11 protein-coding genes are annotated in these 14,739 nt (G+C 63.1%); 3 read left to right on the forward strand and 8 right to left on the reverse strand.

Annotated features, from left to right (window positions below):
* Nucleotides 1–11: 11 nt before the first annotated feature.
* Entirely contained in the window at nucleotides 12–2,669 is a 2,658-nt protein-coding gene (locus OKW43_RS01715; protein ID WP_429444789.1) for an ATP-binding response regulator, read from the forward strand.
* A gap of 41 nt (nucleotides 2,670–2,710) precedes the next feature.
* On the opposite strand, the gene OKW43_RS01720 is transcribed toward OKW43_RS01715, so the two are convergent.
* The 5 genes from OKW43_RS01720 to OKW43_RS01740 all read right to left on the reverse strand — a co-directional run bounded on the left by OKW43_RS01720 (nucleotide 2,711) and on the right by OKW43_RS01740 (nucleotide 8,379).
* A complete protein-coding gene (locus tag OKW43_RS01720) occupies nucleotides 2,711–3,811 on the reverse strand; it encodes a porin (protein ID WP_429444791.1) in 1,101 nt (366 codons plus the stop codon).
* 75 nt (nucleotides 3,812–3,886) lie between these two features.
* On the reverse strand, nucleotides 3,887–5,146 hold the full coding sequence (locus OKW43_RS01725) for an MFS transporter (RefSeq protein ID WP_429444793.1): 1,260 nt from the start codon (nucleotides 5,144–5,146) through the stop codon (nucleotides 3,887–3,889).
* A 96-nt stretch (nucleotides 5,147–5,242) separates the two neighbouring features.
* Complete coding sequence (locus tag OKW43_RS01730) at nucleotides 5,243–6,205, reverse strand: PDR/VanB family oxidoreductase (protein WP_429444795.1); 963 nt, start codon at nucleotides 6,203–6,205, stop codon at nucleotides 5,243–5,245.
* 14 nt (nucleotides 6,206–6,219) lie between these two features.
* A complete protein-coding gene (locus tag OKW43_RS01735; RefSeq protein WP_429444797.1) occupies nucleotides 6,220–7,002 on the reverse strand; it encodes an SDR family NAD(P)-dependent oxidoreductase in 783 nt (260 codons plus the stop codon).
* Between the two features lie 105 nt (nucleotides 7,003–7,107).
* Nucleotides 7,108–8,379, reverse strand: a complete 1,272-nt coding sequence (locus tag OKW43_RS01740) for a Rieske 2Fe-2S domain-containing protein (RefSeq protein ID WP_429444799.1) — start codon at nucleotides 8,377–8,379, stop codon at nucleotides 7,108–7,110.
* 141 nt (nucleotides 8,380–8,520) lie between these two features.
* Between OKW43_RS01740 and OKW43_RS01745 the strand changes: the two genes are divergently transcribed.
* The gene (locus tag OKW43_RS01745) at nucleotides 8,521–9,309 is read left to right on the forward strand and encodes an IclR family transcriptional regulator (RefSeq protein ID WP_429444801.1); all 789 of its coding nucleotides are present in this window, start codon (nucleotides 8,521–8,523) and stop codon (nucleotides 9,307–9,309) included.
* Between the two features lie 95 nt (nucleotides 9,310–9,404).
* Here OKW43_RS01745 and OKW43_RS01750 read toward each other — a convergent pair whose 3' ends face one another.
* Together OKW43_RS01750 and OKW43_RS01755 are read right to left on the reverse strand one after the other, a co-directional pair.
* Entirely contained in the window at nucleotides 9,405–11,630 is a 2,226-nt protein-coding gene (locus tag OKW43_RS01750; protein ID WP_429447297.1) for an ATP-binding protein, read from the reverse strand.
* 58 nt (nucleotides 11,631–11,688) lie between these two features.
* The gene (locus tag OKW43_RS01755; RefSeq protein WP_429444803.1) at nucleotides 11,689–12,423 is read right to left on the reverse strand and encodes a hypothetical protein; all 735 of its coding nucleotides are present in this window, start codon (nucleotides 12,421–12,423) and stop codon (nucleotides 11,689–11,691) included.
* A 694-nt stretch (nucleotides 12,424–13,117) separates the two neighbouring features.
* On the opposite strand from OKW43_RS01755, the gene OKW43_RS01760 reads away from it, so the two are divergent.
* On the forward strand, nucleotides 13,118–13,369 hold the full coding sequence (locus tag OKW43_RS01760) for an ESPR domain-containing protein (RefSeq protein WP_429444805.1): 252 nt from the start codon (nucleotides 13,118–13,120) through the stop codon (nucleotides 13,367–13,369).
* Here the strand turns inward: OKW43_RS01760 and OKW43_RS01765 are convergent.
* A complete protein-coding gene (locus OKW43_RS01765; protein ID WP_429444807.1) occupies nucleotides 13,348–14,613 on the reverse strand; it encodes an IS256 family transposase in 1,266 nt (421 codons plus the stop codon). The two genes, OKW43_RS01760 and OKW43_RS01765, sit on opposite strands and share 22 nt — an antisense overlap.
* Between the last annotated feature and the right edge of the window lie 126 nt (nucleotides 14,614–14,739).

The following is a 14,739-nucleotide window of genomic DNA, read 5'->3' on the forward strand; positions in this document are numbered from 1 at the left end:
TTGGAGGCCTGATGGCGATACCGCGCGAAAGCATGCGGGATATGCTGGAAAGAAGCAGGTTCGCAATCCGATGGGGAGGCGCACTCGGCCTCCTGTGTCACCCCATCTATTACGTCGTCTGGACCTACATCCTGCCGCAGCCCTACGATAACCTGCTGCTGCGGCTCAGCGCGGCGGCCGTCTGCGTTCCGCTGCTGTTCCATGCACGCTGGCCGAGGCGCTACAACCCCGCGCTGCTGATCTACTGGCATTGCTGCCTGATCTACGTGCTGCCGTTCGTCTGCACGTTCCTGACCGTCAGAAACGGTTTCTCCACAATGTGGATGATGACCGAGGTCATGATGATCTTCATTCTGGCGCTGTGTATCGACAACCCGCTGCTGCTGATGACCTGCATCGGAATCGGTGTGTTTTCCGGCGGGCTCGCAGGCGTGCTGAGCGCGCCGACGCCGGTCGTTCTCAGCGCGCAGGACAAGTCCAATCTCGCGCTGCTGCCGGTGGTCGTGCTGTGCAGCATGGCGTTCAGTCACGCGATCAGCAAGGGACGCATCTTCGTCGAAAAGAACCGTGCGTTGCAGGCGCTCGCGGGTTCCATCGCGCACGAGATGCGCAATCCGCTGAGCCAGTTGCGGCACGTGCTCGACCGGGTCGAAGAAGCGCTGCCGGCGGCGAGCGAAGCGGGCGCGGCGCCCACGCTGACGGACGGCACGGCCTCGCTGATGTACAACCATCTCGCGCAGGGGCAATTGTCGATCGAGCGCGGCCTGCGCATCATCGCGATGACGCTCGACGAAGTCAGCGCGAAATCGATCCGCCCGGACAGCCTCAGCTACCTGCATGCGGCCGCGACGACCCGCAAGGCGCTCGCCGAATACGGCTTCGACAACGACAGGGAACGCGCGAAGGTAAGCCTCGTCGTCAGGCGCGACTTCGTGTTCAAGATCGACGAGACGGTCTATCTGTTCACGCTCTTTAACCTGATCAAGAACGCGCTGCATCACGTCGTCGCATATCCGCAGGCGACGCTGACCTTGACCGTCGACCACGACTCGGTAATCGTGCGCGACACCGGCCCCGGCATCGCGCCGGAGATCCTGCAGCATCTGTTCGAGCCGTTTCGCACGGCCGGCAACTCGGGCGGCACCGGGCTCGGGCTCGCATACTGCCAGCGCGCGATGCGCGCGTTCGGCGGCAGCATCGACTGCGAATCGGAACCCGGCAAGTTCACCGCGTTCACGCTGCGCTTTCCGCCGGTGGCAGCCGACGAGGTCGCGGAGCACGAGCGGCGCCTGTTCGAACGCGCGATGCCGGCGTTCAAGGCCAGGCGCGTGCTCGTCGTCGACGACGACGACACGCTGCGCGCCCGCACCCGCCGCGTGCTGACGAAGGCCGGCGCCTATGTCAGCGAGGCGTCGAACGGCGAACTCGCGCTCGCCGCCTTGCAACGCGTACCGCTGTATGACCTCGTGCTGATGGACATCAGCATGCCCGAGATGGACGGCTACGCGGCCACCGAGCGCATCCGTGCCGCGCGCGATTGCCCGAACCGCAACGTGCTGATCGCCGCCTATACCGCCGAGCCGGGCAACGCGGTGCGGCTGCGCGCGAGGCGCGCCGGCATGGACGAGATCATCAGCAAGACGTCGAATGTGCAGGAGCTGATCACCGCGGTGCAGGCCCTCTTCGACAACGGCGCACGGCATCAGCAGGGCGAGCCCCCTGACGGCTTCGCCGGCAGGACGTTCGTGATCGCCGACGACGACACCTACAGCCGGCTCGTCGCGAAGGCGTATCTGGAACGCTGCGGCGCGAGCGTCATCGAAGCCGACCACGGTCAGGCGGTGCTGACCAGGCTGCACGAAGACGGTTTTATCGATGCGATCCTGATGGACATGAACATGCCGGGTATGAGCGGCATCGACACGACGAAGTCGATCCGCGCGCGCACCGATGCCTATGCGACGGTGCCGATCATCGCGCTGACCAGTCATTCCGATAGCGAAGCGGTGCAGGCGTGCTTTGCCGCCGGGATGAACGAGGTGTTGATCAAGCCCGTACAGGCCGGCTCGCTGTATGCCTGTCTCGCGCGGCAGTGCGGCACGCGCGGCGCGCTGGTTACGGACGCGCCACAACGAATCGTGGAAACCGCGGGCGCCACGGGGCAAACGGATTTTGCGGCGACGCCGGTGGCGCCAATCGTGGAAACCGCGGGCGCCACGGGGCAAACGGATTTTGCGGCGACGCCGGTGGCGTTGACTCCAGCTGTCGGCGCGCCCGCGTCCGCGATCATCGCCGAAGAAAACCTGCTCGACGAACCGCACCTCGAGGAACTGGTCTCGCTCGATCTGCTCGACGAATCGTTCCTGGGCGGCATCGAACAGATTCGCTTGCTCATCGAGCGGCTCGCGGCAAACAGCACGGCCGTGGACATCAAGGCGACGCACGTAAGCTTGCACGCGCTGCTTGGTGTCAGCGGCAACATCGGCGCGAAGGCGCTGCATCGCTACGCGCGGCAGATCTATCCACGCGTGATCGCCGGTGAGTGGCCGGTTGAAACCGACTGGCTCGCGCGGATCCGCACGTTGGGCGCGCGCTCGACCGATGCATTGGAGCGGTATTACGCGTCGACGAAAGGCCAGCGCGCTCATCGCGACGCGCTGAGCGATTGAGCAATCTCGCAGCGCGCACCGCCAAGGGCGCGCCGTCGCCGTTAGAACTTGTGCAGCACGCCGATCGCCACCGCCAGCTGGTTCGCACCGGTCTTCACGGTCGTCGTCGCCACCGAGGTCGCCCAACCCGTCGCGCTCAGCGCGGCCTTCGAGCTGTTGATCACATACGTGATGTCGGTGTACAGCGCCGTGCGCTTCGACAGCCAGTAGTCCGCGTTGACGCCGGTGCTCAATGCGTGCGCGTCGACCCGGCGATACGCGTGGTAGTAAGTCGCGGCCGCGAGGTCCAGCGCCGGCGTCACTCGATAGCGCACGCCCGCGAACGCCATCGACTGCGGCGGCGATGCGGCGAGCGTCGACTGCACATTGTTCAGCAGCAGTTCATAGCCGCCGTACAGCGTCGCCTTGCCGAGCTGATACGACCCGCCGGCCAGGTAGCGCCGCTCGCTGTCGCCCGAAGACGCGATCGCCGAGCCTTGCCGCTGCTCGTACACGAACGTCAGGTTCAGCGGCCCCTGTACATAGCGTCCACCGATGTCGTACTGCTTGCCGACGCGGAACGAACCGGCCACCGGCACGCTGTAGGTGACGGCGTCGTAGCCGAAGCTGTAGAGCGCATTCAGCTCGAACGGTCCGACGTGGCCGAGATACGAAACCGAGTTATCCGCGCGACCGACGAACTGCGCGTCCTGCGCGGAAAGGCCGTAACTCGAATAACCGAGCGGATCGAGCGCGAGGGAGTAGCGATACATCGGCGTCATCTGCCGGCCGAGCATCATCGCGCCGTAGCGGTTCGATTCGATCCCGACGAACGCCTGGCGGCCGAACAGCCGCCCCCCTTGCTGCAGCGCGCCGGTGTTCATCGCCATGCCCGATTCGAGCGTGAAAATCGCTCGCAAGCCGTTGCCGAGATCTTCGTTACCCGTGAAACCCCAACGCGAGTTCAGCCGATTGCCGCTGCCAAGGGCGACCTGCGTGCCCGACGATCCCTGCGACGTGGCAGCGTGGGTCACGTAGGTCACGCCCGAGTCGACGATGCCATACAGCGTGACCGACGACTGCGCGTGCGCCGCGCCGCTGATGCCGATACCGCACGCGAAAAGGACCGTCGACGGCCCGGCGAGAGGCTTGTGCTTCACCATGTGTCTCCTGCTGGAAATTAAATTGTTGTGTAGAGCGAGATAGCAATCGTTCGACCGCTGTCGTCAGGGAAGCGATCATTCGCGTGCAATGTGCGGGTTGACGAAGAACATCGCGACGACCGCGATGGCGGGTCCGATCGCGAGCGTGAAGAGCGCGAGCATGAACGAATGGCTCGCGCCATACAGCGAGCCGACCACCATCGGCGACACCGCGCTGCCGGACTGCCAGATCGCATTGGTCCAGCCTGCGCTCGCGCCTGCGAGACGCTTGCCGGACGCATCGCTGATCTGTGCCATCAGCACCGGCAGATAGCCGAACGAGAACGCACCGAGAATCGGCGCGACCAGGTAGAACTGATGCACCGTCGAGCAGTAGCCGAACACCAGCAGCGCGATCGCGAACGCGGTCAGGCAGCCGATCGACATCATCCGCCGCGACACGCCGGGCAGGTCGGATATCCATCCGAGCGTCGGCTTCGCGATCACCGCGCCGATGCCGAACGACGCGACGATCGATCCGGCGACGACCGGCGCGATTCCGTATTGCCGGGTCATCAGCGCGTTGCCCCATGCACCGAAGCCGACGGTCGCCCACAACCCGCCGCAGCCCGCGATCGAAAGCGCGACCAGGTTACGGTTGCGCAACAGGCCGAGCATTTCCTGCATGGTGTTGCGCGCGGGTTTCGGTTCGTTCGACGGGCGGTTCTTCAGCAGCAGCAACGTGACGATGCCCCACGCGAACGTGACGATGCCGAGCATATGGAATGCATTCGACCAGCCGTGGCGCGCGGAGAACGACGGCACGACCGCATTCGCGATCACGACGGCGAGCGACGTCGCGGTCGTATAGAGGCCCATGGCGCGACCACGGTCGCGCGTGAACCATGCGGGAATGATCTTCATGCCGGCCGAGTAGTCGGCGCCCGCCGCGAAACCCATCGCAGCCTGAATCATGATGCCGAATCCGAGCGAATGCGCATAGCCGAACGTGAACGTGAGCACGCCGAGCGGCAGCAGCGCGAGCGTCAGCATCGCGCGGCCGCCGAGCAGGTCGGTCAGCATGCCGCCGACCACGTTCGCAATCACATAGCCCGCGTAGAAAGCGGTCACGAACGCGCCGAGCATCGACACGCTGATGCCGAGCGACGCGCCGACCGGCGCGGCCACCGTACTCCACGCAACGCGGACCACATAGCTGAGCAGAAACGCGGCCCAGACGATGAACAGCGCGACCCAGCGATACGGACTCGCGTCGGCGCTACTCGCATCCCGCGCACCGTTCGCCGTCCAGACGCTCGCGGGCACACCCTCCGACGAGGCCAGATTTTTCTCCATGACTCCTCCAATGCCGGGCGTGCCAGCGGCCGCCCGTTCTCTTTCTTTCCGATGGATGGCGCCGGCCGCCTGATGCGGCCGGGCCGGCGATTGCCGTTACAGGTCGAGCACGAGCACCCTCGACTTCGCACGTGAGCAGCACGGCAGGAACTGGTCGTTGAGGGCCTGCTCCTCTGGCGACAGAAACAGGTCGCGGTGATCGGGCTCGCCTTCGAGCACCCGCGTGATGCAGGTGCCGCAGATGCCCTGCCCGCACGACACCGGCACGTCGACGCCCGCCGCCGCGAGTGCCTGCGTGACCGTGCAATCGGCCGCAATCGACACGATGCGACCGGAGCGCGCAAGCCGCACGTCGAACGACGCGCCATCGCCCGACGGCTGCGTCGCCGCGAAGTATTCGTAGTGCAGACGCTCATCGTTCCAGCCGAGCGAGCGCGCCGTGTCGAGCACCGCGTTCATGAAACCCTGTGGGCCGCATACGTATAGATGCCGGTTCGCACCGGCGCTTGCCAGCAGCGCGTTCAGATCGAGCATGCCGTGCGCGTCGTCGAAGTGGTATTGCACGTTATCCGCCCACGACGACGCGGCGATCCGCTCGACGAACGCCGCACGGCTCTTCGAGCGCGCACAGTAATGCATGTCGAACGCCGCGCCCATCGCTGCCAGATGCTCAGCCATGCAGAGAATCGGCGTCACGCCAATGCCGCCCGCGAGCAACAGTGGCTTCGCGTCCTGCTGCGCGAGCGGGAAGTGATTGCGCGGCACGCCGATGCGAATCGCGGCGCCTTCGTTCACTGCGTCGTGCATGCGCCGCGATCCGCCGCGCGACTCGGCATCGCGCAACACCGCGATCTGATACCGGTGACGTTCGGCTGGCGCATTGCACAGCGAGTACTGCCGCACCGGCCCACCCGGCACGTAGACGTCGATATGCGCGCCCGCCTCGAACGGCGGCAACTCGCGGCCGTCTACGTCGACGAACTCGAAGCCGACGATGCCGTCGGCTTCGTCGCGCCGCGCGGCGACACGCACCATCAGTGTGGAATCGGTCATGTTCATGCGGGCACCTCCGCTCACATTGCCGACAGGCCGCCGTCGACCATCAGCGTCGTGCCGGTGATGTACGACGCCTCGTCGCTCGCGAACCACAGGACCGGCCATGCGATCTCTTCGGGCGACGCCCAGCGGCCGATCAGCGACGTGTCCTGGCGCTGCGTCTTCAGCACTTCGACGCTCTTGCCCGATGCAATGGCCCGCTTCACGTGGAATTCGGTCAGCGTCGAACCGGGGCACACCGCGTTCACGCGCACGCCGTTCGCGGTCTCCTCGAACGCGAGCGTGCGGGTCATCGCGAGCATGCCGGCCTTGGTCGCGTCGTACAGGCCCATGCCCTTGCGGCCCGTCACCGCGTAGCACGACGATACGTTGACGATACTCGCGCGGCCCGCGCGACGAAGGAACGGCAGCGCCGCGCTGCAATAGTTCGACGTGCCAACCAGGTTGACCGACACCATCGCCTGCCACTCGGCCGGCGTCGCATCGGCGAGCGCGCTGTAGTTGCGCATCGCCGCGTTGTTCACCAGCACGTCGAGCCGGCCGAACGAATCGGCGGCGAGTTGCACCGCGCGCACCGCATCGGCGTCGTGCGACACGTCGGCCGCGAATGTCTCGATACGCGCGGACGGATCGGCCGCCTTCAGTTCGTCGGCAACGCGCGCAAGCGCCTCCGGGTTCGCATCGACGAGCACTACGGCGGCGCCTTCCGCGCAGAACACGCGCGCGGTCGCGGCGCCGATGCCACCCCCGCCGCCGGTGATCAGCGCGACCTTGCCCTCGAGTCTTTTACGTTGCTGCATTACATGCCGGCGCGAAGCCGGCCTCCTTTTGCGGAATAGGCGGGATGTCCAGTCGGACCGGACAAAACCACGCGGGGCCGGACCGACGTCCGGCGCGGCGATGCATCAGATCGAGTAGATCGGCAGGTCCTTGCCGTCGTGAAGATGGATCACTGCCCATTCCTGCGGCTTCTGATCGCGCGGCAGCAGCACGCCGGCCGCACGCACGCGCTGCTGGTCGGCGTCGATCGCGGGCGGATCGGTGTCGGGTACCAGCGCCGTTGCTGCCTCGTACATCATGCGGCGCGCCATCACGATCGCGCGGTCGGTCGGCAGCAGCTTTTCCTTGCTGTGGTCCTGGATCGGACCCATGCTTTCCTGCAGCGACGCGTCCTGCATCGCGAAGCCGAACACGCCCGAGTACGCGCGCTTTTCCTTCTGTGCCTGGCGGTCGATCAGGTAGTCGTTGTCCTTGTTCGCTTTCGGACGGAACGTGCCCGGCTCGTACTCGCAGTGAATGCCCTTGCCGGCGTTCAGGTCGGCCAGTTCCTGCTCGTCGAGCGGACGGTCCGGGCGGAAGTTGATGCTCCACGCCCAGCAGGTGTGATCGTCGATCGGCACCCACACGTGGCCCGCGAGCGAGTGATCGCCGAACGGCGGGATCAGCGTGTACCACGGGAACAGCCACTGCGTAACGCGCCAGTAGTACGAATCCGGCTCGCCGTTGCGGCGGCCGAACAGTGTGAGGCCGAACGGCTGTTTCTCGATCTCGAAGATCACGTTGCCGTCCGCCTTGATGTAGTCGAGCGCCTTCGTGCCCTGGTGCATCGGGTCTTCGTCGACCTCGTAGCGGTGCACGTAGGACACGTGGCTCGTGTCGATCCCGCCTTCCATCGCCTGCAGATAGTTCGATTCCTGCAGGCGCTTCGACACGAACACGTGGCTCTCGGGCAGGTTGCACCACTCGAGATCCGGCGGCGCCGGCTGGCGGTCCTTCGGACCCATGTACGCCCATACGATGCCCGCGCGTTCGATGCATGGATACGCGGTGATGCCCATGTGCTTGCACGCCTGCGGTGCGGACGGCACTTCCACGCAGTTGCCGTCGCGGTCGAATTTCAGGCCGTGATACGCGCAGCGGATGCCGTTCTCTTCATTGCGGCCGAAGTAGAGCGACACGCCGCGATGCGAGCAGAATTCGCCGATCAGCGCCGGCTGGCCTTCGGAATCGCGAAACGCAAGCAGCTTTTCGCCGAGGATCTGCACGCGTACCGGCGGGCAATCGGGCTCCGCGATTTCGCTCGCGAGCAGCACCGGCACCCAGTAGCGGCGCATCAGATTGCCCATCGCCGTGCCTGGGCCCGTGCAAACCAGGGTGTCCGACATGTTCTTGTCCATATTTCCTCCGAATCCGGTTGTCCGTAGTATGAGAATGTCGTCTCATTGTACGGACAGAACAGTCGACGTCAAGTTCTTGCCGTTAGGGAGTTTCACTACAATGAGCAATCGATGCGGCCAGACGCAGAAAGGAAATTTCAAATGGAAGAAAAAAAGCCGCACGAAAACGTGCGAGCAGTCGAACGGGCGCTAGAAATTCTTCTGGCTTTCCGTCCGGGGGACAAGGAATTGACCGTCGCGGAGTTGCTGACCCGCGTGGATCTGAGTCGTCCAACGCTGTACCGGCTGCTGAACACGCTCGAACAGAATGGCTTTCTCGCGTCGTCCGGCGAGCCGCAGCGCTTCAGGCTTGGCAGTTCGGTCGCGCAACTCGCGCACGCGTGGATGGCGAACAATACGATCGCGCAACTCGCTCAGCCGATGCTGCGCGAGCTTTGGGAGGCGACATCGGAGACGGTCGCGCTGTTCGTGCCGGAGGACACGTACCGGATTTGCGTAGCCGAACTGGAGAGTCCGCAGCCGCTCAGTTTCCGCCGCGGGGTCGGATATCGCGAAAAGCTCGTGCTCGGCGCGAGCGGCCGCACGATTCTTTCACAGATGCCGCTGTCGGCGGACGATCTGCGGCGCTATCTGACCGATTCGAATCAGGACGTCGCGGCGCTCGCCGCCGACCTCGACGCGGTCCGCGCACAAGGCTTCGGCACCAGCCATCACGAGCTGATCGCCGGCGCAGTCGCGGTGGCCGCGCCGTTCTTCAACGGCGCGAACCAGGTGGCGGGTTCAGTGTGCATCTTCGGGCCGAGCGTGCGCGTAACCGATGAGCGGGTCGCGCAGTTCGCCGAGTTGCTCAAGCGAGAGGTGGGAAATCTGTCACGTGCGCTTGGCCAGCAAGGGGAAACCGGACGCGGGTTGGGCGGGACGCGCCGCTGAACTCGGCATCGGTGATGCCGGCCAACGACGGGAGTGTCGTCGGGAAATCGACGCTCTGTTCCCGCTCGCGCTGATTCAGGGCTGAAGCAAAAAACTCACGCGTCTGACTGTGCGTTCATCACGCGCCGCGCGAGCGTCGCATAAGCGAGTGGTTCGAAACGATCGAGCCCATCCTTGACGCCAGCAACGTCGTGATTCCTGGCTTGCTCTTCCATCTGAGCGCACGCATTGGCCACTTCGGCCTCCCGAATCATCGCGAAGGAGCCGCGTACCGAATGAAGATGAGCAAGCACCGTTTTCATATCGCCACGTTCGATGGCGACATACAGCGCCTGCAGCGATTCCTTCAGCCCCTCGACGATCGCGGCATGGATGGGCTCGGGCAATGGCCCGTGCGAGATGTCGCGCCTGTCCGCGGTGTCAGTGGCGGGGCGCTTGCCGGCCTCGTTGACCAGCCGCCGCACCGTCGCATCCATGGTGCCAAGCAGGACGGGCTTGAGCAGGATCTCGTCAATCCCGGCGTTCGTGCATCGCGCACGCACTTCCGCCGCCACGTGCGCAGTGATCGCGATGATCGGCACCGTCGCGCCTTGGTCGCGCAGGCACCGCGCGAGCGCGTATCCGTCCATTCCCGGCATATTGATGTCGGTCATCACGAGATCATAGTGGCGCTCGTTAAAGCGCCGCAATGCCGTGCCGCCACTATCGGCCATATCGGCTTCATAACCTAGCGTGGCAAGTTGCGCGACGATCAACTCACGGTTCGCAAGCTGATCGTCGACCACGAGGATGTGAATCGCCTGGGCGTCGATCCCGGCGGACTCAAATTCAGCTTTACTGTCTAGTGGGGCGCTGACCGGGGCGCCTGTACTCACCGGAAGCGGCAACGTCACGACAAAGGTACTGCCGGCATTCAACTCACTCTTCACCAGGATCGTGCCCTGCATCAATTCGGTCAGGCGCAGACAGAGCGCGAGTCCGAGTCCTGTTCCGCCATAGCGCCTGGCAATCGACGAATCAGCCTGTGTGAATGCATGAAACAGCGTCTCCTGCTGCTGGGGCGTCATGCCGATGCCGGTGTCGCTCACGCCAATGACGACCGGGGAATCGTCGGCCGTGTCGTCCTTAAGGTAAACCTCGAGCAGTACGTCGCCCGTGGCGGTGAATTTAATCGCGTTACTGACGAGATTGACCGCAATCTGCCGGATTCTCGTTGGGTCACCCAGATAGTGCGGGGCGAGCGCTTCGTCAACCATGCAGTCGAATTCGAGTCCCTTCGCATGCGCAACGGGTTCGAACATCGCAGCGACTTGTCGAATGACTTGACCGAGATCGAAGCTGATCGACTCGAGCGTCATCTGCCCGGACTCGACCTTCGAAAAATCGAGAATGTCGTTGATGATGCCGAGCAGCGCAGTGGACGACGATGTCACAACCCCTACCCGCTCCTCCTGCGACGGTGACAACGGCGTGCGTCCCAGCAACTCGAGGTTGCCGAGAATGGCATTGAGTGGCGTACGTATTTCGTGGCTCATCATCGCGAGGAACGCCGATTTCGCATGGTTGGCAGCGTCCGCCGCCGCACGCGCCTCGTCTAACTTGCGCTCGGTGTTCTTCAAAGTCGTGACGTCGGAAAAACTGCAAAGCAGCACGTCTTTTCCGCGATACTTGGTGCGCACCATGCTCACTAGCAGATCGTCCACGCGGCCGTCGGCAAGTCTGAGCGGCATCTCCAGATCGGACTGCCACGCGGGCGTGCCGGGGCTGCGGTCATACAGACTGAGCAAGCGCGCGTGCAACCTCGGTTCATCCGGATGCGTATTCGATTCGTAGGTCCGCATCAGGTTGCTCTGCAACAGAATCTCGCCCTGCTCTAGAGACAGCAGCGCGAATCCGGACGGTGCCGCAGCAACCATCGTGCGATTCAACGCTTCACTTTCGAATATTCGCTGCGAACGTTCGTAGTCTGGCTTGAACAGCTTTTGATCGAGCATCAACAGAAGCACCCACATGAAACCCACTACCAGTAGCATCGCAGCAAAGTAAACCGCGAGGCGTGCACCTATGTCACGCCAAATAGTGCGCCACGTGAATGCGTGAACGAGCGTCCAGCCGGAGTCCGTTACCTGCGCGCTGGCCATGAACAGTCCATTCCGGGAGCGATGGACTCCTCCCGCGGGTTGCATTGCTTGCGCACGGGAATTGAGAATCCGTTGTGTCAGCGCGGCGCCGGTACCCGGCTTGGCTGTGCTGAGGATCACATTGCCGGCGGAATCGAGCAGCAGCGATTGTTCATCGTAGCGCCCCTCCCCGGTAAGCATTTCGATCAGGGGGCCCACGTAAATCTTGCGGACAGCCACGAGGAATATCTTGCCCTCGCTAAATGCCCGGCATGACCAGACGGATGGCGGGCTGTTCGCTAAACGGATCGGTGGCTGGCGGGAACCAGGTCGAACTCCTGTCCTCGCGTAACCGCTTGACCACCGTTGGGTCCGCCAGGTCACCGATGTCCGGTGCGATGCGATCGAGGAGCTCATGGACGTCTTTCACGCCGCTCTGCTTGAGCACATCGTCGGACGCCGGGGCAGGAACAATGCCGAAGAAGCGCCGGTCAGGTGAATAGAAATAGCCCGCTACTGGATTGGTCTGCACCTTGGCCCAAGGTCCCAGACGATAGTCAAAGTCAACACCGAGCGCCAGATACGGCGCGAAACCGGATGCGGGCTGCGACGGAGTGACATCGCCGAGCATCATCACGGGGTCGAAATTCGCGTGCCTCTGCAGGATGACTCGTCCATGCTGCGCGGCAAATTCGTCGATGAGGGCCGGGGGTGGAGGTGCTCGCGTGCCCCACGTCGATTCTTCATGCAGGATGGCGGCTCTCAGCGTTCTTTCCCGCTCCAGAAACTCTAGTTGCAGGCGAGTCTGCCGTAGAGCGAAATCAGTATAGCGATCCTCGATGTAGTCCGTGACCGCCGATCTCAGCACGACGCCGGTCAATAGCACCAGGACCAACGAGACAGCAACGCCCGCCCCCATGACTAGTGTCCGCTGATAGCGGTTCAGTCTGCTCGGCTCATCGACGCGTGAATCGCCGTTGGGCGTGTGAACCACGCGTTCATGCCTGCTTGAATCTGTGCTCTGTGATGGCATGGCGGACCTGAATCAGGGACGCAAGGAATGATTTCCGCATCATACGGCGATTCCGACTCGTTGCGTGTTTGATGTCGATTGAGCCGCCTGTGGCGGGTGGTGTTTGCGGTTTGCGCCTGTCCTCGCCTTCACTTCTGGTGGTCGCCTGTTACGTGAAGCTCGACTAAACCCCGTTCGGCGCGCCGTTGCACTCGTCAGCGCAAGCATTGGAGACGGGCATTGCTGAACTGCTGATAGTTGATGGAAGACATGGGGCACCCCTTTCCATGATCTGCCGTCCCTTCAAGATTTCTGACCTTTCCATGATCTGCCGTCCCTTCAAGATTTCTGACCTTGCCACGCTCTCCGCGTTAGCAGGCAGTACCGCCATCTCAAGCGCTGCAGCGCTCAAATACAGGCGCGCGCCGATTCGGACCTGACCTATTTTTGCCTAATCTCAAAAATATAGACTGAACCCAGTTACAGAAATTTAGCAAAAGCCGGCCCTGGATTGACTCAGCAGAAATCTGGCCGATTCGTACTGCGGCCATGAGCTTTCTGGATCGTCATCACTCCCGTTTTTGCAGCTGATATTGAACAGCAAGAAATGGCAACGGCGATTTTGCATTAGTTCGCATAACTCAATTCTTTTTCAAACTTTAAAAGGAATCATGTCATGAACAAATCCTATGTCAGCATCTGGAGTGAAGCCCTTGGGTCGTGGGTGGCAGCCTCGGAGAATACGGTTACGCGCGGCAAGCTTAACAAGGCAAGGGTTTGTGCAGTTGTGGCGACTGCGGTTGTGGCCGCGGCATCCTGGGCACCGGTAGCGCACGCTCAGTACAACGCGGGCGGTGGTGAGCTAACGTCAAGAGTGGTGTATGGGCAACTTGAAGGCAGGCGCTTTCAGGCGGCGAGTTTCTGCTGAACCCGTTGATCGTCTTTCACCTGTTCGCCGTCCTTGAAGGCAATGCCCTCCAGCAGCAGCTTGATCTGTGCAGGGCCGTTGATACGGCGCCAGGTTTTCTCGGCTTCCTCGATCAGCTTGAATGCCAGGCCCAGGAAGGTCGCTCGCGACACGCAGTTGCGCGTACGCGTGGTGCGGTGGCGCACGGTCGCGAACGTCGACTCGATCGCATTTGTCGTGCGCAGATGCTGCCAGTGTTCCGCCGGGTAATCGTAAAAGGCCAACAGGCTTTCCCGGTCCTTCTTCAACGTTTCGGTGGCTTTCGGATACTTCGCCGCGTAGACCGTCACGAAACGATCGAAGGCGGCGTATGCGTCAGCGCGCGTCGCGGCCATCCAGATCGCCTGCAGGTCTGCTTTGGCTTTGCCTTGCTGCGACTTCGGCAGCGCATTGAGCACGTTGCCCATCTTATGGAACCAGCAGCGCTGGCCTCGCGTCGCAGGAAACACTTCTTCCAGCGCGGCCCAGAAGCCCATCGCGCCGTCGCCGATCGCCAGCAGCGGACCAGCCTGCAGGCCTCTCGATTTCAGGTCGAGCAGCAGTTCCTGCCAGGACGCCTTTGACTCCCGGTACCCATCGCCGATCGCCACGCGCTCCTTGCGCCCATCCGGCCTCACGCCGATGATCACCAGCAGGCACTGGCCGTCCGAATTCTCGCTTCGCAGCCCCGTGTGGATCCCGTCGACCCACCAATACACGTAGTGCGATTTCGACAGATCACGTTGGCTCCAGCTGGCATGTTCGTCGGCCCACTGCGCCTTCAGGCGGCTCACCACATTGGCCGACAGACCCTTGGCATCTTCGCCTAGCAGGACGCTCAGAGCCTCGCTCATGTCGCCTGTCGAGATGCCTTTCAGATACAGCCACGGCAGCGCAGCACTCACGCGTGGCGACTTCCTCACATACGGCGGCACAATCGACGAATTGAACTTCACACCAGATCCTGATCGATCGCGAACCTTCGGGACCTTCACGGCAATTGGCCCAGCCGCTGTCAACACTTCGCGCTCAGGCAGATAGCCGTTGCGCACCACGGCGCGCTGGCCGTGCAAGGTCTTGACGTTCTCGAACCGCTCCAGCAGCGCCGCGAGCTCGGCTTCGATCGCCTGCTGGATCACCTGCCGGGCTCCGTGCCGCACCAGTTCGTCCAGACCCAGACCGGCTCCCGATAGACCAACGACTTCTTTTTCCGTAAACTTGTTCATGGTGGATGGTTTGTTGTTTGCTGGTTTCCGACTTCGACAATCAGATTCTCAGCTGAAACCTCCACCGCCTACAATCTCCCGCCTCAACTCCCCCGTACACCACTTCCGACTTTAGCTCGGCGGTGG

The organism is Paraburkholderia sp. WC7.3g (genome assembly GCF_050436345.1).
In the GTDB taxonomy this organism is placed as follows: domain Bacteria; phylum Pseudomonadota; class Gammaproteobacteria; order Burkholderiales; family Burkholderiaceae; genus Paraburkholderia; species Paraburkholderia podalyriae.

Coding starts and splice junctions, on each gene's coding strand:
- OKW43_RS01715 (WP_429444789.1), top strand. CDS start 12: ATGGCGATACCGCGCGAAAGCATGCGGGATATGCTGGAAAGAAGCAGG.
- OKW43_RS01735 (WP_429444797.1), bottom strand. CDS start 7,002: ATGCAGCAACGTAAAAGACTCGAGGGCAAGGTCGCGCTGATCACCGGC.
- OKW43_RS01760 (WP_429444805.1), top strand. CDS start 13,118: ATGAACAAATCCTATGTCAGCATCTGGAGTGAAGCCCTTGGGTCGTGG.
- OKW43_RS01765 (WP_429444807.1), bottom strand. CDS start 14,613: ATGAACAAGTTTACGGAAAAAGAAGTCGTTGGTCTATCGGGAGCCGGT.
- OKW43_RS01745 (WP_429444801.1), top strand. CDS start 8,521: ATGGAAGAAAAAAAGCCGCACGAAAACGTGCGAGCAGTCGAACGGGCG.
- OKW43_RS01720 (WP_429444791.1), bottom strand. CDS start 3,811: ATGGTGAAGCACAAGCCTCTCGCCGGGCCGTCGACGGTCCTTTTCGCG.
- OKW43_RS01740 (WP_429444799.1), bottom strand. CDS start 8,379: ATGGACAAGAACATGTCGGACACCCTGGTTTGCACGGGCCCAGGCACG.
- OKW43_RS01725 (WP_429444793.1), bottom strand. CDS start 5,146: ATGGAGAAAAATCTGGCCTCGTCGGAGGGTGTGCCCGCGAGCGTCTGG.
- OKW43_RS01730 (WP_429444795.1), bottom strand. CDS start 6,205: ATGAACATGACCGATTCCACACTGATGGTGCGTGTCGCCGCGCGGCGC.
- OKW43_RS01750 (WP_429447297.1), bottom strand. CDS start 11,630: ATGCTTACCGGGGAGGGGCGCTACGATGAACAATCGCTGCTGCTCGAT.